The sequence below is a fragment of the Amycolatopsis sp. cg5 genome (assembly GCF_041346955.1).
Classification (GTDB): Bacteria; Actinomycetota; Actinomycetes; order Mycobacteriales; family Pseudonocardiaceae; genus Amycolatopsis.
The window spans coordinates 64,198-83,617 of record NZ_CP166849.1; the positions used below are offsets into that span (position 1 = coordinate 64,198).

22 protein-coding genes are annotated in these 19,420 nt (G+C 66.6%); 13 read left to right on the forward strand and 9 right to left on the reverse strand.

Annotated features, from left to right (window positions below; translation table 11 throughout):
- Positions 1–53 precede the first annotated feature (53 nt).
- Both AB5J62_RS00315 and AB5J62_RS00320 read right to left on the reverse strand, forming a co-directional pair.
- Positions 54–809, reverse strand: a complete 756-nt coding sequence (locus tag AB5J62_RS00315) for a decaprenylphospho-beta-D-erythro-pentofuranosid-2-ulose 2-reductase (RefSeq protein WP_370946082.1) — start codon at positions 807–809, stop codon at positions 54–56.
- On the reverse strand, positions 806–2,176 hold the full coding sequence (locus AB5J62_RS00320; RefSeq protein ID WP_370946083.1) for an FAD-binding protein: 1,371 nt from the start codon (positions 2,174–2,176) through the stop codon (positions 806–808). The genes AB5J62_RS00315 and AB5J62_RS00320 overlap by 4 nt, the downstream gene beginning before the upstream one ends.
- A 90-nt stretch (positions 2,177–2,266) precedes the next feature.
- Here AB5J62_RS00320 and AB5J62_RS00325 point away from each other — a divergent pair, with 90 nt between their 5' ends.
- The gene (locus tag AB5J62_RS00325) at positions 2,267–2,731 is read left to right on the forward strand and encodes a GtrA family protein (RefSeq protein WP_370946084.1); all 465 of its coding nucleotides are present in this window, start codon (positions 2,267–2,269) and stop codon (positions 2,729–2,731) included.
- Between the two features lie 6 nt (positions 2,732–2,737).
- Positions 2,738–4,669, forward strand: coding sequence for a glycosyltransferase (locus tag AB5J62_RS00330; protein WP_370946085.1), 1,932 nt, complete (start codon positions 2,738–2,740; stop codon positions 4,667–4,669).
- 50 nt (positions 4,670–4,719) lie between these two features.
- Here the strand turns inward: AB5J62_RS00330 and AB5J62_RS00335 are convergent, their stop codons facing one another.
- Positions 4,720–4,959 carry a hypothetical protein gene (locus AB5J62_RS00335; RefSeq protein ID WP_370946086.1) on the reverse strand — a complete coding sequence of 80 codons (240 nt, stop codon included), beginning with the start codon at positions 4,957–4,959 and terminating at the stop codon, positions 4,720–4,722.
- Between the two features lie 140 nt (positions 4,960–5,099).
- On the opposite strand from AB5J62_RS00335, the gene AB5J62_RS00340 reads away from it, so the two are divergent.
- The 10 genes from AB5J62_RS00340 (at position 5,100) to AB5J62_RS00385 (ending at position 12,986) form a co-directional block, all read left to right on the forward strand.
- Positions 5,100–5,864: an ESX secretion-associated protein EspG gene (locus AB5J62_RS00340; RefSeq protein ID WP_370946087.1), complete on the forward strand. Its 765-nt coding sequence runs from the start codon at positions 5,100–5,102 to the stop codon at positions 5,862–5,864.
- A gap of 113 nt (positions 5,865–5,977) precedes the next feature.
- Positions 5,978–6,424 carry a hypothetical protein gene (locus AB5J62_RS00345; RefSeq protein WP_370946088.1) on the forward strand — a complete coding sequence of 149 codons (447 nt, stop codon included), beginning with the start codon at positions 5,978–5,980 and terminating at the stop codon, positions 6,422–6,424.
- 12 nt (positions 6,425–6,436) lie between these two features.
- Positions 6,437–7,006 carry a DUF3558 family protein gene (locus AB5J62_RS00350; protein ID WP_370946089.1) on the forward strand — a complete coding sequence of 190 codons (570 nt, stop codon included), beginning with the start codon at positions 6,437–6,439 and terminating at the stop codon, positions 7,004–7,006.
- Between the two features lie 10 nt (positions 7,007–7,016).
- A complete protein-coding gene (locus AB5J62_RS00355; protein ID WP_370946090.1) occupies positions 7,017–8,453 on the forward strand; it encodes a hypothetical protein in 1,437 nt (478 codons plus the stop codon).
- Positions 8,454–8,589: 136 nt separating this feature from the next.
- Positions 8,590–9,111 (forward strand): YbaB/EbfC family nucleoid-associated protein, encoded by a 522-nt coding sequence (locus AB5J62_RS00360; protein ID WP_370946091.1) that lies wholly within the window; start codon positions 8,590–8,592, stop codon positions 9,109–9,111.
- 12 nt (positions 9,112–9,123) lie between these two features.
- A complete protein-coding gene (locus AB5J62_RS00365; protein ID WP_370946092.1) occupies positions 9,124–9,939 on the forward strand; it encodes a hypothetical protein in 816 nt (271 codons plus the stop codon).
- A gap of 2 nt (positions 9,940–9,941) precedes the next feature.
- Positions 9,942–11,396 carry a hypothetical protein gene (locus AB5J62_RS00370; RefSeq protein WP_370946093.1) on the forward strand — a complete coding sequence of 485 codons (1,455 nt, stop codon included), beginning with the start codon at positions 9,942–9,944 and terminating at the stop codon, positions 11,394–11,396.
- Positions 11,393–11,854 (forward strand): hypothetical protein, encoded by a 462-nt coding sequence (locus tag AB5J62_RS00375; RefSeq protein ID WP_370946094.1) that lies wholly within the window; start codon positions 11,393–11,395, stop codon positions 11,852–11,854. Before AB5J62_RS00370 ends, AB5J62_RS00375 begins: the two co-directional genes overlap by 4 nt.
- Positions 11,851–12,531, forward strand: coding sequence for a hypothetical protein (locus AB5J62_RS00380; protein ID WP_370946095.1), 681 nt, complete (start codon positions 11,851–11,853; stop codon positions 12,529–12,531). Before AB5J62_RS00375 ends, AB5J62_RS00380 begins: the two co-directional genes overlap by 4 nt.
- 92 nt (positions 12,532–12,623) lie before the next feature.
- Positions 12,624–12,986 (forward strand): hypothetical protein, encoded by a 363-nt coding sequence (locus AB5J62_RS00385; RefSeq protein WP_370946096.1) that lies wholly within the window; start codon positions 12,624–12,626, stop codon positions 12,984–12,986.
- Here the strand turns inward: AB5J62_RS00385 and AB5J62_RS00390 are convergent.
- The 5 genes from AB5J62_RS00390 to AB5J62_RS00410 form a co-directional block, all read right to left on the reverse strand.
- Positions 12,980–13,882, reverse strand: coding sequence for a glycosyltransferase (locus tag AB5J62_RS00390; RefSeq protein WP_370946097.1), 903 nt, complete (start codon positions 13,880–13,882; stop codon positions 12,980–12,982). The two genes, AB5J62_RS00385 and AB5J62_RS00390, sit on opposite strands and share 7 nt — an antisense overlap.
- 2 nt (positions 13,883–13,884) lie before the next feature.
- Positions 13,885–14,688 (reverse strand): ABC transporter ATP-binding protein, encoded by an 804-nt coding sequence (locus AB5J62_RS00395; protein WP_370946098.1) that lies wholly within the window; start codon positions 14,686–14,688, stop codon positions 13,885–13,887.
- 6 nt (positions 14,689–14,694) lie between these two features.
- Positions 14,695–15,630: an ABC transporter permease gene (locus AB5J62_RS00400; protein WP_370946099.1), complete on the reverse strand. Its 936-nt coding sequence runs from the start codon at positions 15,628–15,630 to the stop codon at positions 14,695–14,697.
- Positions 15,631–15,700: 70 nt separating this feature from the next.
- Complete coding sequence (locus AB5J62_RS00405) at positions 15,701–16,513, reverse strand: class I SAM-dependent methyltransferase (RefSeq protein WP_370946100.1); 813 nt, start codon at positions 16,511–16,513, stop codon at positions 15,701–15,703.
- A 54-nt stretch (positions 16,514–16,567) separates the two neighbouring features.
- Complete coding sequence (locus AB5J62_RS00410) at positions 16,568–17,101, reverse strand: bacterial proteasome activator family protein (protein ID WP_370946101.1); 534 nt, start codon at positions 17,099–17,101, stop codon at positions 16,568–16,570.
- 91 nt (positions 17,102–17,192) lie between these two features.
- Here AB5J62_RS00410 and AB5J62_RS00415 point away from each other — a divergent pair, with 91 nt between their 5' ends.
- Positions 17,193–18,392: a cysteine desulfurase-like protein gene (locus AB5J62_RS00415; RefSeq protein WP_370946102.1), complete on the forward strand. Its 1,200-nt coding sequence runs from the start codon at positions 17,193–17,195 to the stop codon at positions 18,390–18,392.
- Here AB5J62_RS00415 and AB5J62_RS00420 read toward each other — a convergent pair.
- Complete coding sequence (locus tag AB5J62_RS00420; RefSeq protein ID WP_370946103.1) at positions 18,389–19,366, reverse strand: NAD(P)H-quinone oxidoreductase; 978 nt, start codon at positions 19,364–19,366, stop codon at positions 18,389–18,391. The two genes, AB5J62_RS00415 and AB5J62_RS00420, sit on opposite strands and share 4 nt — an antisense overlap.
- Positions 19,367–19,420 lie beyond the last annotated feature (54 nt).

Here is a 19,420-nt window from a genome sequence, read left to right on the forward strand (position 1 = left end):
CCCAATGCGTCGTTCGGCACCTGGCAGGTGCCGAACGACGCATTGGGATTTTTTTAGAACGGGAGCTTGCGGAAGATCGGGCGCGGCACGTGCCGCAGCACCGACATGACCAGCCGGAAAGCGCCGGGAGCCCAGACGAGCTCCTTGCCCGCGCGGGTGGCCGAGACGGCGATCTCCGCGACCTGCTCGGCGGTCTGCGCGAGCGGGGCCTCCTTGAGCCCCTCGGTCATCTTGGTCTTCACGTGACCGGGCCGCACCACCGTGACCTGCACGCCCGACGGCGCCAGCGCCTCGCCGAGGCCCAGGTAGAAGCCGTCGAAGCCGGCCTTGGTCGAGCCGTAGACGAAGTTCGACCGCCGCACCCGCTCGCCGGCGACCGACGACAGCGCGATCACCTTGCCGTGGCCCTGCGTCTTCAGCTTGGCCGCCAGCGCCACACCGACCGAGACGGCCGCGGTGTAGTTCACGGTCGCCAGCTCGACGGCCTTCGCGTGGTCCTGCCAGACCTCTTCGGGGTCACCGAGCAGGCCGAACGCGACGACCGTGATGTCGATGTCGCCACCGCCGAAAGCCTTGTCCAGCACGGCGGGGTGCGAAGCGGTGTCCGTGGCGTCGAAGTCCACAGTGGACACTTCGGCGCCCTTGTCCTTCAGCCGCTGGGCGGCCGCTTCGAGCCTGGCCGACGGGCGCGCGGCCAGCACGACCCGCAGCGGGCGCTCGGCGAGGTACTTCTCGGCGATCGCCAGCGCGATGTCCGAGGTGCCGCCGAGCAGCAGCAGCGACTGGGGGTTACCGACAGCGTCAATCACAGTTCGAGCCTCCGGCTCATGTCCGAGGCGAACACGCCATCGGGGTCGACGGAATTGCGGATCTTGCGCCACTCTTCGAGGCGCGGGTACATCTTGTGGAAGGTCTCGGCCGAAGTGCGCGAGTCCTTGGCGGTGTACAGCCTGCCGCCGATCGCCAGCACGTCTTCGTCCAGCTCGGCGCAGAACCGGCTGAGCCCGGCCTTGATCGGGAAGTCGACGCAGACCATCCAGCCGGGGTGCGGGAACGACAGCTGCGCCGCGTTGCCCTCGCCCATCCGCTTGAACACGTTGAGGAACGACACGTGCCCGGACTCGGCGATCTTCTTCACGATGCGCCGCAGCGGCTCGTGCGCGTTCAGCGGCGTGCTGAACTGGTACTGCAGGAAACCCTTCGAGCCGTACGCCCTGTTCCACTCGCCGAACAGGTCCAGCGGGTGATAGAAGGCCGTCAGGTTCTGGATGACACCGCGCGCCTCTTTCGGCGTCTTGCGGTAGTACAGCTCACCGATCGAGCCGAACGTGAGCTTGTTCGCCAGCCCGTTCGGGAACACGTCCGGCAGCGTCGCGAGCTGCGGCGCGTCGAACTTCAGCGGGTCGGACCGCAGCTTCGGCGGCAGCTCGTCCAGCTTCGCCAGCGACCCGCGGCCGAACGCGGCGCGGCCCAGCTTCGAGCCGGTCGAGATCGTGTCGAACCAGGCCGACGAGTAGGTGTACTTGTCGTCGGAGCCGTCGCTGACCAGCTCAAGCGTCTCGTCGAGGTTCGCGGTGCGCTCGTTGTCGGCCTTGAAGTAGGCCGTCTCGGTCTTGGTCATCCGGATGACGGCCCTGGTGATGATCCCGGTCAGGCCGATGCCCGCCACGGTCGCCCAGAACAGGTCCGACTCGGGACCTTCCGGCGTGAGCGTGCGCACGGAGCCGTCGGCGGTGATGAGGTCCATCGACACCACGTGGTTGCCGAAGCTGCCCGCGCTGTGGTGGTTCTTGCCGTGGATGTCGTTGGCGATCGCGCCGCCGATGGTCACCTGGCGCGTGCCGGGCAGGACCGGGACCCACAGCCCGAACGGCAGCGCCTCGCGCATCAGCTGGTCGAGGCTGACCCCGGCGTCGACGTCGACGAGCGCGGTGTCCGGGTCGATCGAGTGAATTCTGGACAGCGGGGTCATGTCGACCACCAGGCCGCCCGCGTTCTGCGCCGGGTCGCCGTATGACCGGCCGAGGCCGCGCGCGATGACGCCCCGCGGACCGGCCTGGGCCACCGCGCGGGCGATGATCTCCACATCGGGCGTGCTCAGCACGTCCGCTGTCGTGGGAGCGGTGCGTGCCCAACCTGTCAGTGTGCGCCGTTCGATATGAGGTCCATCGGTCACTCGACCAGGGTAACCACGCCCGGAATGTTCCTCTTAGGTGACCGCTTCTACACTTCCACTATCAATCAACCCCGGTAATGAGGTAGTGCAGTGGTGGCGACCGACCCCCATGCGAACACGACGGCCGCCAAGCCGTCGGGTCCTGGGCTGCTCGGGCAGCTCATCCGCTTCGGCCTCATCGGTGGTTTCTGCGCGCTCGTCGACTTCGGTGTTTACCAAGGTCTGCGTGCGCTGGGGATGGACGCGACGCCGTGGGTGGACGTCGCGCGGGCGATCAGTTTCATCGCCGGCACCACGACCGCGTTCTTCCTGAACCGCAAGTTCACCTTCGCCGGCGGCCGCCAGAGCGGCGCCGGTCAGATCGGTGGCTTCATCGCGCTCTACACGGTGACTTTCTTCGTCGCGGTGGGCATGAACCGCTGGATGCTGCACCTGCTGCCCGAGTCCGGCTGGAAGGCCACACTGGGCTGGGTGGTGTCGCAGGCAACCGCGACCGTGATCAATTTCGTCATGCTCAAGTGGGTCGTCTTTCGTGAAAAAACAGAGGAGAACTGAGGATCTATGCCCGGTAAAGCAGCAGCCGCAACCGGACAGGCCGCGGTGAAACCGGCCCCGAACGGTCACGCGGAAACGACCTTCGCCGAGCACGTCGCGACGGGGCGGCTCACCGCCCAGCGCGGTCTCTACGCCGGCCCGGCTCCCATCGTGAGCAAGGACCTGTACTCCGAGCTGGAGTTCGGTTCGGTCGCGCGAGAGCGGGGCGAGATCACCCTCGAACCGGGGACCAAGGTCACCGGCAACACCTACTTCGGGCGCTTCCCCGCCAGCTACTGGCAGCGCTGGACGCACGTGAAGGAGGTCACCGTCGAGGCAGTCGTCACCGGTGACGGCACCCTCACGATCGGCGCGTCCGACGTCGAAGGCGACGCCCGCGTCGTCGCGGCCGAGATCGTCAAGGGCGCCTCGGCGACCGCGTTCACCCTGACCGCCAAGCTGGACAAGTTCTACGACGGCGGCGCGCTCTGGCTCGACCTCGAGACCGAGGCAGCGCAGACGCTGAAGGTCGAGCAGGTCCGCTGGACCGTCGAGTCGCCGGAGAAGATCCGCCCGACCGCGGTCACCATCTGCACGATGAACCGCGCCGACGACTGCCTCAAGAACCTGCAGGCGCTCGCCGGTGACATCTCCTCGCTCGACACCCTCGACGCGATCTACGTCGCCGACCAGGGCACCGACCGCGTCGACTCGCGTGACGGCTTCGAGCAGGTCGCCAAGGACCTCGGCGCCAAGCTGCACTACATCACCCAGCCCAACCTGGGTGGCGCAGGCGGCTTCACCCGCGGCCTCTACGAGGTCGCCGGGCACACCGCCACCGAGCACGCGAACGTCCTGTTCATGGACGACGACGTGCTGCTGGAGCCGGACCTGGTGATCCGGATGACCGCGTTCTCCAACCGCACGGTCGACCCGGTCATCGTCGGCGGCCAGATGCTCAACCTGCTGCACCCGAACCAGCTGCACGTCGGCGCCGAGTACGCCAACCTGAACACGCTGGAGCCCGGCAAGCCGGTCGAGCACAGCCTGTCGACCGCCGACCTGCTCGGCATCGACGAGGAGACCCTCAAGCCGAACCGCCAGGAGCGTCGCCTCGACGCCGGCTACAACGGCTGGTGGAGCTGCCTGATCCCGTACGAGATCGTCAAGGCCATCGGCTACCCGATGCCGTTCTTCTTCCAGTGGGACGACGCCGAGTACAGCTACCGCGCCCGCGGCGCCGGCTTCCCGACGGTCACCCTTCCCGGCGCCGGCGTCTGGCACGCCGACTTCCACTGGAAGGACTGGGACGAGTGGCACCGGTACTTCAACCTGCGCAACTCGATCATCACCGCGGCGCTGCACAGCCCGTTCAACACGAACCTGGTCGCCCGCGTGCTCGCCGCGCAGGTCGTCCGCTACCTACTGGGCATGCAGTACGGCCTCACCGCCACGCTGATCAAGGCCGTCGAGGACTTCCTCGAGGGCCCCGAGATCCTGCGTGACGGCGGCGTCGCCGCGATGAAGGAGATCCGCCGGATCCGCGACGACTACCCGGAGACCAAGCGCCACAACGCGACCGACGTCCCCGGCATCGCCTCGAACGACATCGGCATCCTCAACAGCGCGCCGCGGCCCTCGCTGCAGCGCGTGATCCTGCTCAAGCGTGTCCTCGACCGCATCCTCGGCCGTCACCGCCACTCGCTCGGCGCCGTCCCGACCGACGAGGCCAACTGGTGGCACATCTCGCTGTTCGAGACCGTGGTCGTCACCGACGCCTCGCAGGAAGGCGTCCGCGTCCGCAAGTACGACCGCGACAAGATGTTCACACTGGCCAAGCGCGCCGCCAGGGTCATCAACCGCCTCCGCAAGGAAGGCGGCGCGGTCAAGGAGCAGTACAAGCGCGCGACGCCGGAACTGACGTCGCGTGAGAACTGGAAGCGGCTCTACGAGCTCTGACCGGTCTTGCCTGAGGGCCCCCTTCGCCACGTGCGGAGGGGGCCTTCGCGTTAGTTGAGCCCGAAAACCTTCTTTCGGTTCAGGTCGTCGACATAAGCGACGGCCACATGGGCGAAATTGATGGTGACGGTCGACTTGTCCTTGGTCACCAAGGTTTCGACGCCACCGGTCTTCACGAGCTCGCCCAGCTTTTCGCCGAGCTTTTCGGAAGAATCGGCGGGCAGCGCGAACATCAACGGTTCCCCGCCGGTGGCGAGGTGCAGCACGAGAGCGGGTTTTTGATCAGCCATAGGTCCATCGGACCAGCGTGGGCCGGGTGGCGGCAACTCGGTTCGCTACCGGCTGAGCGGATCCGATGGCAGCCTGCGGTCGTCACGGCCCGTGGACTACCGTGTTTTTCGAGCTGCTGAAACCCCAGGGGGCCCGGTCGATGTCGTACACGTTCTCGCTGTCATTGGCAGCCGTGGACATTCTGCTCGAGTACACCAAATACGGGCGAGCGCCCGTCCCGTTCCAGCTGCCGCACATCGGCACCACGTTCACCCAGCGCGGCCAGGTCCGCGGCGCCGTCTTCCGCGACCTCGAAGGCCGCGGCCTGATGCGGGGCGGCAGGCTCGACGCCGACATCGAGATCGCACTGTCCACCTTCGTGAACTCCCCGATTTCGATCTCCGCCGCAGCCAAACTCGACGGCGAAAAGGCCCTGTTCGCCCGCGTCGCCTCCAATGGCCAGTACGCGGTGGTCGTCCGCCAGGACGAGAACCTGCTCGTCTTCGAAGAGACCCGCCCGACGGCCATCGTCCCCTCGATCGTCGACCTCCTCCCGCTGACCCCCGCGGCGGCAGGCCAATCGGTCACCATCGCCCGCCCGGCCCCCCGCCCCCGCCGCGACGACGGCTACGACGCCTTCGCGGGCGTCACAGGCCCCCGCTCCCAGTCGACCAGCCAGGTCCGCATGGTCGAGCGCATCTTCGAGAAACCCAAACTTCGAGTCGGCCAGTTCACCGTGGCAGTCCGCGGCCGCGACAACCGCCCGGTCGACCTCAGCCCCCTGGTCTGGTTCGACACCGAGGCAGGCCGCTACATGATGACCTCCCGCGACGCCGCCGACGGCCAGCGCTGGCTGACCTACGCACCGGCCGACAACGCCCGGGTCGCGCAACAGCTGTATTCGCAGCTCGAGGGCTATTTGTAGGCCGTTTGGAACCGGTGTGTCTTCGGGTACGTCTGATCAAACGGTGATCGCGCGCGGTGCCGGGCTAGTAGACTTCCCGGCAACCGTGCACAGGGCAATGACGTGGGGTGACGATGAGTTTCGTACCTGATCCAGGGTTCGGCGGCATCACGAACATGGTCGAGACGCTCGGCACCGCCGGCGTCAGCGCCAAGGCCGTCGAGTCGGCGAAGGCCGAAGCCGCGAAGCTCGTCAGCGCGGCGAAGTCGGGCGGCTTCAAGATCAGCGAGAAGGGCGTCGAGCCCCTTCACAAGGCCTTAACTGAGATGCGCGAGAGGGTGAGCAAACTCTCGTTTAATACGACGGCGCTGACCCAGGCGCCGAAGCTGGGCAGTCACCCTTATGGCCATGCTGTCGCCGAGCATGATCAAAAAGGTGCTGCCACCGAAGCCAACTCGGCGAAGGCCGTCCTTGATCAACTCCTGATCGTCCTCCAGCAAGCAGACGAAGCAGTGCTTCGAGCCGCAGGACTGTATAAGGAAAATGAGCAAGGCGTCACTGACGCGATGAAGGCGATGTAGGGCTGAGGCATTGTGAAGCTGGTTACCCGATCTATCCTGCTGACCGCAGCATTGGCCCTGAGCCTCGCAAGTTGCTCAAGTAAAGAGCCAGGAAACGCTTCGCCGTCCACTGCAGCTAAGAGCAGTCCTTCCGAGACGAATTCGAGCGCTCCGGGAACCAGCGGTTCACCGACGTCGTCGCTCGACTCTTGCTCCTTGCTCAGTGCTGCGGATTTGAGCACGTTCGGGTCGTTTGGAGAGCCTGAACGCTCGACTGAAGGCGGGGCGCGCACCTGCGCCTACTCTTTCAAGTCGACGTCGGCCAGCGATGGTGCCTTCACCATTGGTGTGGGCATCCGCGATCAGCAGGGGCTCGCTGACGCGAATGACGCGGGTGGCGGAATAACGCCAGGTCAGGTAAATGGGCGGAAAGCCGCGCAGATACCGATTCCTCCGTATGCCTGCATTCTCGCTTTGGAGCTCGGTGACCATGCACGAGCGGATGTAACCGTCAACCACGTCACCACCAAGCAGACTCAGCCGTCTTGTGAGGTCGCTTCCAAGGTTGCGGACATAGTCGAGCCGAAGCTTCCGAAGGGGTAGGGGACTCCAGATGAGCGGACGACACACGCCGATCTACACGCAGCAGGAAGTCGCCGATATGGCGCCTGCCGAGCGTGATGCCTACTTGCAGCAAAAGGCTGCGGAAGGTGTCCCCGAAGACAGCTGGCTTTTCGGCTTCATCGAGCAGATGAAGGCCAGCGCCGAGGCGAAGAAGCAGTCGCAGGCGATCGGCGACCAGAACCAAATGGCCGCCACGACTGGCCATGACGTCCAGTACGTCCAAGGCCTCCAGCCGTCGGACGCCAACTACCGAGGAAACGACCACACGCAGCTGAAGGCGTTCCTCGACAGCAACCTCGACGTCGAGCAGGTCTCGCAGGTCTCGACCGCCTACCACGAGGTCCACAAGGCCTTCGAGGACTTTTCGAAGACGATGACCCAAGCGGTCAACGCTTCCAAGGGTGAGTGGGAGGGCGGGTCCGCCGACGCCGCCCACGGCTATTTCCAAAGCCTTGCCAAGTGGTCCGACGCGAACTCCCAGAACGCGAAGCTGGCCTCCGAGACCGTCTTCGACCAGGGCACTGCGGCGTCCAACGCCAAGAACCAGATGCCCACGCCGATTCCCTTCAGCTGGAACGACGAGTTCAAGGACTGGGTGACCTCGAACCCGTTCAACATGGGCGAGAACATCGACAAGTCCATCCAGAAGCAGAAGGACAGCCAGGCCGCCCACGACGAGGCCGCCGGCGTCATGTCGAAGTACGACAACGAGCTGTACCAGTCCGCGTCGAAGCAGCCCGCGTTCGCGGAGCCGCCGAAGTTCGGCGAGGGGACTGGCACCAGCGGGGACACTGGCAAGGACACCGGGCGGTCGAGCGACAGCTCCCACTCGAGCTTCAACACCGGTAACTCGGGTAACACCGGAAACAGCTACACGCCCGGTCCGACGCCGAGCGCGCCGCCGCCTCCGGTGCACGGGCCTGGTGCGACGACCGGGGCGGGGCAGCCGGGTGGTGGGACGTCGGCGTCGTCGTTCGTGCCGCCGACGCAGAATCCGAATCCGGGGCCCAATCCGAACCAGAATCAGAACATGATGCCGATGGCTCCGCCCATGATGGGTGGTGGCAGCTTCGGGCCCGGTGGGGACAACGAGTACAACTCGAAGACCGGCCGGGGTGGCGGTGGCTTCGGGCCGGGCAGTGGTGGCTCGTCGTCCGGTGCCGGCGCGCAGGGTGCCGGCAACAGCTCGGGTGCGGCCAGGCCTGGTGGGGTCGGTGCGGCCGAGTCCGCTGCCGGTCGCGGGCTTGGTGGGCCGGGTGCCGCGGGCCGGGGTGGGCCTGCCGGGATGGGCGGCATGGGCCGCGGCCAGGGTGGCAAGGGCGAAGAGGACCAGGAGCACCAGCGGCCGACCTACCTGGTCGAGGGCGACCCCGATGAGGTGTTCGGCAGCAACGCGCGCACGGCGCCGCCGGTGATCGGCGAATAAATTCGACGGCCATGCCCCCGCCTTCACCCGAGGCGGGGGCATTTTCGTTCGTAAAGGATCCTGACGCCGGGGAACCGGTAGCTTGTTCCTGCGCTCTGAGGGTGAGAGCTGGGGTGATGGAACGAGAGGGTGGGCGATGACGCCGGAAGAATGGCTGGCGAATTTCGACGCGAAAATCGCCGACGTGCAGGCGAAGGCCGCCGAATTCCAGGAGAACCTGGAGGCGTCGAGCGCTTCCGAAGCCAACAAGGACGGCTCGATCCGCGTCACCGTCGCGCCGAACGGCTCGCTGACCGATCTGCACCTCGCCGACTCCGCAGTGCAGGGAAAGTCCGGCTCGAAGATCGCCGAGGAGATCCTCAAGCTCGCTCGTAAGGCACAGCGCTCGGCCGCGGTGAACGTCGCCGAGGCGTTCAAGCCGATGGGCGCCGACTCGGAGGCCATGCACATGGTCACCGGCTACATCCCGCCGGAGGAGCCCGAGGAGCCGGAACCCGCAGGTCAGCCGCCCGAGCGGCAGCTGTTCGCGCATGAGGAGCCGGAGCAGCCGCGCCAGGCGCCACCCACCCCGCCACCACCGCCTGCCCGCCAGCGCCGTCCCCGTCCCGACGACGAGGACGACGATTTCGGTGGCGGCTCGATCCTGCGTCGCGACTGAGGGAGCTGAGACATGACCACCGCGACTTCCGGAGCGGGCATCTTCGACACCTACTCGGGGCTGGTCGACTCGATCACCGCCGAGTCGGAAAACGAAGGCATGCAGGTGTGCAACGTGGCGATCAGCGCCGCGAGCGCGGTCGTCGACACCGTCGGCGCCGCCATGGACCCGCTGGGCGCCGTGCTCAACGCCGGCGTCGGCTGGATGCTCGAGCACATCAGCTTCCTGCGTGAGCCGCTCGACGCGCTGCTCGGCAACCCCGACGAGATCAACGCCAACGTCGACCAGCTCAAGTCGGCAGCCGCCGAGATGAAGACGATCGCCCAAGAGCACCGCGAGGACCTCAAGGCCGTCGCCGAGTGGGAGGGCGACGCCGCCGACAAGTACCGCGACAGCCTGACCCAGATGGCCGAGGAACTCGAGTCGCTCGGCAAGACGCTCGACGGCACCGCGGCCATCGCGGGCATCTCCGGCATGCTGGTCACCACGCTGCGCGGCATCGTCTTCGGCCTCATCTCCAACGTCATCGCCGAGCTCATCCGCGACGCACTCATCGCCGCCGCCTCGGCCGTGGTCACCTTCGGCAGCTCGGTCGCCGCCTTCCTCGGCGTCGCCTCGGCCCGCGCGGCCGCCACCGCGGCGAAGATCTCGGGCAAGATCACGAAGCTCCTGTCCGGCTTCGCCCGCCAGGGCACCCGGCTCGCCAAGCTGATCCAGGCCATGGAGAAGATCACCCAGGGCCTCGACCGTTTCGCGACCGTCGGCGGCCTGGCCATGGGCGCCTACGACGCGGTCAAGCCGTACGACATCGCTCCGGCGGGTGAGTAGCGATGTCCAAGCACGGCAGCACCGGTGGCAGTCACCACACGTCGACCGGCTCGCACCACACGTCCACGTCGGGCTCGCACAGCCCCAGCCCGGCGCACCACACGTCGGACGGGTCGTCGTCGCACCACGAGTCGAAGCCGAACACCGGGCACGGTGACGGGCAGCACTTCACCGGCACCAGCGCGGGCGGCAAAGGGCACCGGCTCAACACCGAGTCGCTGGGCACGATGGAAGGCCACATCGGCCGCACCCGAGACAAGGTCGACGGTGTCGGACGGAAGGTCGGCGCCGCGAACTTCGGGCACGAGTCCATGGGCGTCATCGGCACGGGGATGACCGGTTCGCTGAACAGCACGGTCGATGCCGCCAAGGCGCAGGTCGCGAAGACGAGCAAGTCCGTCGACGCCGCGGCGTTGAAGACGAAGGCCGCCAAGCAGCACTACGAGACCAACGAGCTCAACACGGTCGACGCGCTGAACAAGACGGGCAAATCGGTCAAGGCGCCGCCGGTCAAGGAAGGCTCAACAACCCCGTCGAGTGCGGGAAGCACCGCGCCGCCTGCTCCCAAGAGCGCGGGCGGCTCACCGCCTGACAACCCACCGCCCGGCGGACCACCGCCGCCCGGCGGCGGTGATTCCGGCGGTCACCGTCCTCCGGGCGGCGATGGAGCTGGACCCCAAGGCCCGCCTCCAGGGCCGAAGTCGTGGCGGCAGTCCATGGAGGAGCACTTCACTCCCCATGAGATGAAGGAGCTGGATCGCGCGTTCGAGAAGGGGACCGCCGACCCGACGAAGGGGCAGGTTCCCGGTTCCGGCCAGCTGACCCCACGAGAACGTGACCTGGTGGCTCGTGCACAGGCCTTGGTTGACATCCACCCGGACACGACGATGCAAAAGGTGATCCCGCCTGGCGCGTTGGACCGTTACCTGGACAATGAGGTCACGCCGAGTGGTGACCGCAGGTTCAATTCAAACCAGGTCGGTGGGTTCGTGGCCAGGGCGCAAGACGCGACGCACATGCGGACGCCTGAGGAGATCATCCAAGGCAACCGGCTGGACTACCAGAATACGCCATTCAAACCCGACAAGCTGGACGTCGTGCACGTGATGGAATTCCCAGCGGGAGATTCGACCTACAAGACCCCTTTCGGCGCGCCCTATGCAGGCGGCAGCGGTACTCATGCCAACTGGGAATCAGTGCGCGAAGCACGTGCCGGGATGGTCGACGCAGCCGATTCGGCCGGGTTCACCCCCAAGAACTCCGAGTCGATGGTGTCGAAATGGCCGTTCAGTGGATTCGGGATGACCGCCGATGCGCATAACGGTGTGCCGGAGCGCATTCGGCCGTATGCGGACATCGAGCCCGGAAGCACCATTTACGAGTACGACCGAGCAGGTAACAAGCGTCCGGTGGCCCGTTACTGGGGCCAGGATCTGGGCTGGGAGGATCTCCGATGATTCGACGGTATCCCGGTGCCGGCACCGTGGTGGAGTTTCGCGGAACCGTGTATCCGAAGGCCTCGGTATTGCACACCGGCGAGGCGTTGCTGACTTACCGAGGGGAAGATCCGCCTGACCCTCGGTTTCGCTACTTGGAGAAGTGGAAGGCGTGGCAGGCGAACATTCCGCTGGCTGAGTGTGACTCCGCGTATTCGATCAGCAGCAAGGGCACATATCATGGGCTCAATGTGCAGGTGATTTCGGTAACGGATGACGGAAAAGCTTTGCTTTATTATCTCGGCGGCGAGACCGCGGACGCCGAAGCGGAAGGGTTCGAGCAGAGCGATCCCGGAACTTTTTCCATTCTCGTGCCGCTCCGTGAGGTGCATCGCTACCGCGAGGAGTGGCGAGACCTGCTTTTCCCGATCTGGCGTGAGCGGGACTACGCCAAGCCGGAAAGTGGCGGTGGCGCATGACCTCCTCGATTCCGGGTGCGGGGCAGCTGTCGCACGAGCAGCGAGTGTTGGTCGCGCGCTCATTGCGGCTGGCGCCGATCGAGGCGGACACACTCATGGTCAAGGTCCTGCGCCCCGGCGCTGCGGGACGCTACCTCGGTCGTGAGGTTTCCGCAGGCATGCCCGGCGTGAAGCCGCCTTTTCATCACAAACTCGTCGGCGGCTCGGTTTCCCGGCAACAGGACACTACGCACCTCAGTACTCCGGCCGAGTTCATCGCGTCGTTTCGACTTGATTTTCCTGCCAATTCCTTCGGTGCGCAGCCGAGCAATGTTCAAGTCATGGAGTTCCTGGCGGTCGACCCTGATCGCTTCGTGCTGCCGCTGGGTGCGCCTGCGCTGCCTTACCCGCGTACTGGCTACCCGGAAAACCATGCCCGCGTCGAAGTGGCCGCGATGGACATGGTGGCGGCCGCGCGAGAGGCTGGGCTTGACCCGGATACCTTCCGGCAGGAATTAAATCCGTGGCCGTACACCGGGACTGGTATCACGGCGAATTCCGAGCTGGGATTCCCCGAGTACTGGATGCGTTTCGGTGTGGTGCCGGGCGGCGCCATGATATTCGACTACAACTACCAAGGGCAAAAAGTGCCGGTGGCGATGTACAGAGGGGCAGCCCTCGGGTGGGTGCGTGTGTGATGACCTCAATGCGTCCGCGAGTTGGTATCTACGCTTCGGTGCATGGGCGTGAATACGAGGTCGAGTCCCATCCGGTCGGGGACACTGTGATCTTGCTGTACCCCGGAGAGACCAACCCTGATGTCAGGGTCTTCTTCTGGTCGGCGGAGCGTGCCGCTTGGGCGGCGCAAGTCTCGGTTTCCGACTGTGAGCGTCTCGATGAGATCACCGTCGAGACGGACTACGAGGGGCTTCCGTGTGAGATCGTCGCCATTGAACCGGACGGTAGGGTCGGCCTCTGCTACATCGGAGCCGAGAAGGCTCTCGCCCAGAAATACGGCTTCACCCAGACCGATGCGGGAAGCTGGGCGAAAACCGTGAGCATCTATGACCTGGACACGTACCGAGAGGCCAGGTATGACCTGCTGTTCCAACAGAATGTTAGGTCGCTGTACGACGTCGCGACGCCTCAGTAGCGGAAGAACTTCTCCTTGCGGCCCTGGCGGACGAGCTTCAGCCACTGCAGGAAGGCCTTCGGGTCGCGCTTGACGCCGACGAAGTACAGCCCGAACCGGATGTACTCCAGCGCGCCGATCTTGCGCATGCCCGGCTGCGCCATCAGGAACCCGCGGTTGCGGTAGGTGTAGTACCGCTTGACCTCGTTCTCCGGGTCCTGCGCGTGGAACTTCCCGCCCAGCATCGGCTTGAACTCGTCCGAGCCGTCCGGGTGCAGGTACGTGGTCTTCAACGACGTGCCGAACGGCAGGCCGGAGCGGACGAGGCGGCGGTGCAGCTCGACCTCGTCGCCGCGGAAGAACAGGCGCAGGTCCGGCACGCCGACGACGTCCAAAGTGGACGCTCGGAACAGCGCGCCGTTCATCAGGGAGGCGATGCCGGGGAGGAAGTCCTCGCCGAGCTCCTCGGACGAGCGCTTCCAGGTGAGACCGCGGCGCAGCGGGAAGGCCAGCTTGGCCGGTGCGTTGATGTTGGCCACGACCGGGGAGATCTCGGCCAGGTTCCGCTTTTCGGCCTCGTCGAGCAGGATCTGGAGCACGTTCTCGTCGGCTGGGCGGCCGTCGTCGTCGGCGAGCCAGAGCCAGGAGGCGCCCATCGACAGTGCGTGGAGCATGCCGAGCGCGAAGCCGCCGGCGCCGCCGAGGTTGTGGTGCGAGGGCAGGTACGTGAAGGGGAGCGGGTAGCTCTCGACGACGTCGCGGGCGGACTGGTCGGGGCCGTTGTCGACCACGATGAGGTGATCGACGGGGTGGGTCTGGGCCGCGATGATCTTCAGTGAGTCGGCCAGCAGGTCACGGCGATGGCGGGTGACGACCACGCCGACGACCGCGCCGGGTGGCAACGGCTGGTCGCTCATGGTCATTCGCCGCCGTTCGTGGCCACCGCGAAGCGCTCCCGGTTCTCCGGGCTCATGTGCTCGAACGGGTCACGGCCCTTGTACTGGGTCAGCACCTCGCGCAGCGTGCCGCGCTGCTTCAGGTGGCCCTCGTCCATCCAGATGGCCGAATCGCAGAGCTCGAAGAGGAACTCGTCGGAATGGCTGGCGAAGACCAGGATGCCGGAGCGCTTCACCAGGTCCTTGAGCCGGTCCTTGGCCTTGGCCAGGAACGCCGCGTCGACGGCGCCGATGCCCTCGTCGAGGATGAGGATCTCGGGGTCGATCGAGGTGACGACACCCAGCGCCAGGCGGACGCGCATACCCGTGGAATACGTGCGCAGCGGCATCTGGAGGTAGTCGCCGAGCTCGGTGAACTCGGCGATGTCGTCGACGCGCTTTTCCATCTGCTTCGCGGTCATGCCGAGGAACAGGCCGCGGATGATGATGTTCTCGAGCCCGGAGATCTCCGGGTCCATGCCGATGCCGAGGTCGAAGACCGGCGCGATCTTGCCGACGATCCTGGCCGAACCCCTGGTGGGCTCGTAGATGCCGGACAGCAGCCGCAGCAGCGTGGACTTGCCGGCGCCGTTGTGGCCGACGAGGCCGACGCGGTCGCCTTCCTGCAGCGAGACGGTGATGTCGTGCAGCGCCTCGATGATGGGGACCTTGGTGTCGGAGCCGATCTTGCCGCCGACCTTGCCCAGCACCTGCTTTTTCATCGACCGCGTCTTGGCGTCGAAGATCGGGAAGTCGACCGATGCGTTCCGGACGTCAATGCTGACCACTAGCTGTCACACCCAATACGAGACGCGGGAACGGTAGTTTTTCATCGCCAGCAGCGCGATGGCCCAGCCGATCGCGGTGAGCCCGATGACGATCACCCAGCTCCACCAGTCGACCTGCTGGCCGAGCAGCGGGCCGCGGACGACCTGCACGTAGTGGTACAGCGGGTTGAACTGGACCGCCGTGTGGCCGATGCTGCGGCCGCGCTCGCCGAGCACGTCGGGCGACCAGACGATCGGGGTCATGTAGAAGACCAGCTGCACCAGGCTGTTGATCACCTGGGGGATGTCGCGGAAGCGGGTGGAGATGATGCCGAACAGCAGCGAGACCCAGACACCGCTGACCACCAGCAGGATGAAACCGGGGATCACCATGAACATCCCGAAGCCGAGGCCGGGGTGCAACGGGCCGGAGTTGTCCTCGCTCATGTGGTACGGGCCGCTCAGCGTGCCGATCGAGACCAGCAGCACGATCACGTAGATGATCAGGTTGTGCGCCAGCATCAGCACCTGGCGCCACACCGTCCGCAGCACGTACACCGTCAGCGGCGCGGGCATCTGCTTGATCATGCCCTCGTTCGCGATGAACGTTTCGGAACCCTCGGTGATGCAGGCGAGGATGAAGTTCCAGACGATGAAGCCCGTCGTGATGTACGGCAGGAACGTCTCGATCTTCATGTGGAACAGCGCCGAGTACAGGATGCCGAGCCCGAGCGCCATCACACCGGTCGCGATGGTGATCCAGAACGGGCCGATCACCGAGCGGCGGTACCGCTGCTTGATGTCCTGCCAGCCGAGGTGCGCCCATAACTCGTGATTGGCGAACCCGGTCTTGAGGTCGGCGAACGTCCGCGCGAACGATCGGCGGTCGGACTCGATCGGCGCCGAAGTCACGGCTGTCTCCGTGTGGTCACTGGTGTCGTGAACCGTGCTGGTGGCGTGCACGAGATACGAGGGTACCTACGTGACTCGGTGTGCTTGCCCGGCCCCATGGGAGCGCGGTCGGCCGCAAGCCCTAATCTGCTTCGCCGATTCGCACGACGACCTGCTCGTCGACGTAGGAATAACCCACGTATTCGAACGAAATGCCGGTTTTCTCGACGTACTCGGTCCAGGCCCGGTATTCCCCGTCCTTCCAGGCCGGATAGTTGAAGAACTCGTCGAATACGACGATCGAACCCGGCCGCAGGCGCGGGCCGACCAGCTCCAGCACGGTCTTGGTGGAGCTGTAGAGGTCGCAGTCGACGTGCAGCAGGCCGACGTGACCCTGGCGCTCGTCCAGGAATCCCGGCAGCGTCTCGTCGAACCAGCCGACCACGAGCTCGGCGCCGGGCACGTCCGGCAGTTCGTCGACGGCGAAGTGGCCAGGCGCGAAGTCGACGCCCCACTGCTCTGGCAGGCCTTTGAACGAGTCGAAACCGTAGACACCGCCGGTCTGGCGGGTTTCGGCGATCAGCTTGAGGCTCGTTCCCTGGAAAACGCCGAATTCGAGCGCCATGCCGTCCGCGGGCGCCAGCTTCAGCCCGTGCTCGAGCACCCCGAGGCGCTCACCGAAGCGCGGCGCGCTCGGCATGTGCTCGATGACGAACTCCGCGGCTTCACGCGCGGCGCGCTGGTCGGCGGCGTAGACGAGGTCGCGGCGCGAGCGGATCTCGAACTCGATGACCCGGTCGTAGGCGCGCTGCGCTTCCGCGCGCGCCTCGGCCACCTGTCGCTCCAGCCGCTCGGTCTGCTCGGCCAGCAGCGGTTTCACCGCGTCCGCCACGGCCCTCTTCAGCTTGTCGGCGAGCGCGCGGCGGATACGGGAGTCGAGTGGCAGCTGTCGCACGGTGTGGGGTCCTCTCGCAGGGGATTCCGGCGAGTTTAAAGCCCCACGTAACCGCTAAAGGTATTGACCGCTTCCCGAGAGGCCTTGTTCGGCGCCTGCGCCCGCCGACGCGCCGGGCGGAAGACCGCGGCGCATCTGCTCCAGCTGCACGCGGGCCGCCATCTGCTGGGCGAACAACGCGGTCTGGATGCCGTGCACCAGGCCTTCGAGCCAGCCGACGAGCTGGGCCTGCGCGATCCGGAGCTCGGCGTCCGACGGGGTCGAGTCGTCGGTGAACGGCGAGACGAGCCGCTCCAGCTCGTCCTGCAGCTCCGGGGCCAGCGCCTTCTCCAGCTCGCGGATGGACGTCTGGTGGATCTCGCGGACCCGGTTGCGGCTGGCGTCGTCGAGCGGAGCCGCCCTGACCTCTTCGAGCAGCTGCTTGATCATCGTGCCGATCCGCATCACCTTCGCGGGCTCTTCGATGAGCTCGCCGACGGCCTCGGCGTCGCGCTGCTCGTGCTCGGGCATGTCGAGCGGAGTGCCGTCCGGGCCGACGACCACCACGTGCGGTGCGGATTCGGGGTGCTGGGAATTCGGCGCGGTCATGTGCCCGAGAGTAGCGGTCAGCGGCGCATCCGGTGTCTGCCAGGCCAACCCCGAACACATCGCACTTGCAAGCATCCGTACGGTGTCCACCATGGCGTTCGACGTCGCTCGTATCCGTGGGTTGTTTCCCGCGCTGGGTGACGGCTGGATTCACTTCGACGGCGCTGCTGGAATGCTGGTACCAGAACAGGTCGCATCGGCCGTCTCGACGGCGATGCGCGCACCGGTGTCCGGCCCTGGCGGGGCGTTTCCAGCCTCTCAGCGCGCCGAGAGCATCGTCACGGCGGCTCGCCGGGCGGTCGCCGACCTGGTCGGGGCCGATCCGGCCGGAGTCGTGCTCGGATCCAGCGCGCCCGTGATGCTGCGCCGCCTGGTCGAGGCCATGGCCGAGCGCTGGACCATCGGTGACGAGGTGGTCGTCTCCCGGCTCGACGAGGAGGCCAACCTAGCGCCGTGGCAGCGTGCCGCGAAGCGGGTCGGCGCCGTCGTGCGCTGGGGCGAGATCGACATCGAGACCTGTGAGCTGCCAGCCTGGCAGTACGAAAGCCTTGTTTCGGCCCGTACGAAGGCCGTCGCCGTGACGCTCGCGTCCGGCTCGGTCGGCACCAGGCCGGACGTACCGACGGTCATCGAGTTCGCCAAGCGCGTCGGCGCGCTGGTGGTCGTCGACGCGACCTACGCCGCCCCGTTCGTGCCGCTGGACCTGCAGGCGCTCGGCGCCGACGTGATGGTCGTCTCGGCGCAGGCCTGGGGTGGCCCGTCGGTCGGCGCGCTCGTCTTCCGCGACCCTGAGCTGCTGGAACGCCTGCCTTCGGTCTCGCTCGACGCCAACGCGCGTGGGCCTGCGAGGCTCGAACTCGGGCCGCACGCGTACCCGCTGCTGGCCGGGCTGGTCGCCTCCGTCGACTACCTCGCCGGGCTCGACGACGCCGCGGCCGGGTCACGCCGCGAGCGGCTCGTGACCTCGCTCGGCTCGGCCAAGTCGTACCACGCCGGCCTCGCCGCGCAGCTGTCCACGGAACTGCGGGCGTTACGCCACGTGATGGTCATCGGTGACGCGATGCGACGGATCCCGGCGCTGGCGTTCACGGTGGCGAACAAGAAGGCCCCGGAAGTCGCCGAGTACCTGGCGAAGCAGGGGCTGTGCGCGTTCGCCGACGAAGGCACGAACGGCGTGTTCGCCTCGCTCGGCGTCGGTGAGGTGGGTGGCGCGGTGCGGATCGGGCTGGCCCACTACTCGAACACCTTCGAGGTGAACCAGCTCGTCCGCGTGCTCGAAGAGCTGCGCTAGCTCTTCGCCGCCAAGATCACCTTCCCGAACACCGAGCCCTCCGTCAGCGCCTCGTGCGCCTTCGACGCCTCCGCCAGCGGGACCACCTGCCCGACGATCGGCTTGACCGAGCCGTTCTCCAGCAGCGGCCACAGGTGCGCGCGCACGTCGGAGACGATGGCGGCCTTCTCGTCGAGCGGACGGCCGCGCAGCCCGGCGGCGAACACGCTCCCGCGCTTGCCGAGCAGCTTGCCGATGTTGAGCTCGGCTTTGACGCCGCCCTGGAAGCCGATGACGACCAAACGGCCGTTCATCGCCAGCGCGTCGATGTTGCGATCCAGATACGACGCGCCCATGTTGTCGAGGATGACGTCGGCACCATCGGTCACCTTCTTGAGCTCGGCGACGAAGTCCTGCTCGCGGTAGTTGATCGTGATGTCGGCGCCGAGCTGACGGCAGCTTTCGAGGCGTTCGGGTGAACCGGCGGTCACCGCGACCGTCGCGCCAAGGGCCTTGCCGACCTGGATCGCGTGCGTGCCGATGCCGCCCGCGCCGCCGTGCACGAGCAGCACGTCGCCCTTGCCGAGCTTGCCGTGCATGACGACGTTCGCCCAGACCGTGCAGGCCACCTCGGGCAGCCCGCCTGCGGTGAGCAGCTCGACCTCGGCGGGCACCGGAAGCAGCTGACCTGCGGGAACGGCGACCTTCTCGGCGTATCCGCCGCCGGCGAGCAGCGCGCAGACCTCGTCGCCGACCTGCCAGCCCTCGACGCCTTCGCCGAGTTCGGCGATCGTGCCGGAGCATTCGAGGCCGAGCGTTCCGGTCACGCCCGGCGGCGGGGGATAGAGGCCTTGGCGCTGCAACAGGTCGGCGCGGTTGACCGCGGTCGCGGCTACGTCGACGAGCACCTCGCCGGGGCCGGGAACCGGATCTTCGATCTCGGTCCACTCGAGTACTTCAGGGCCACCGGGTTCACGGATGGTGATCGCGTACATGATCCGAGGGTATCTCCCGTGGAGTGGGCTACCTCCGAATGCAGCATTGACGTA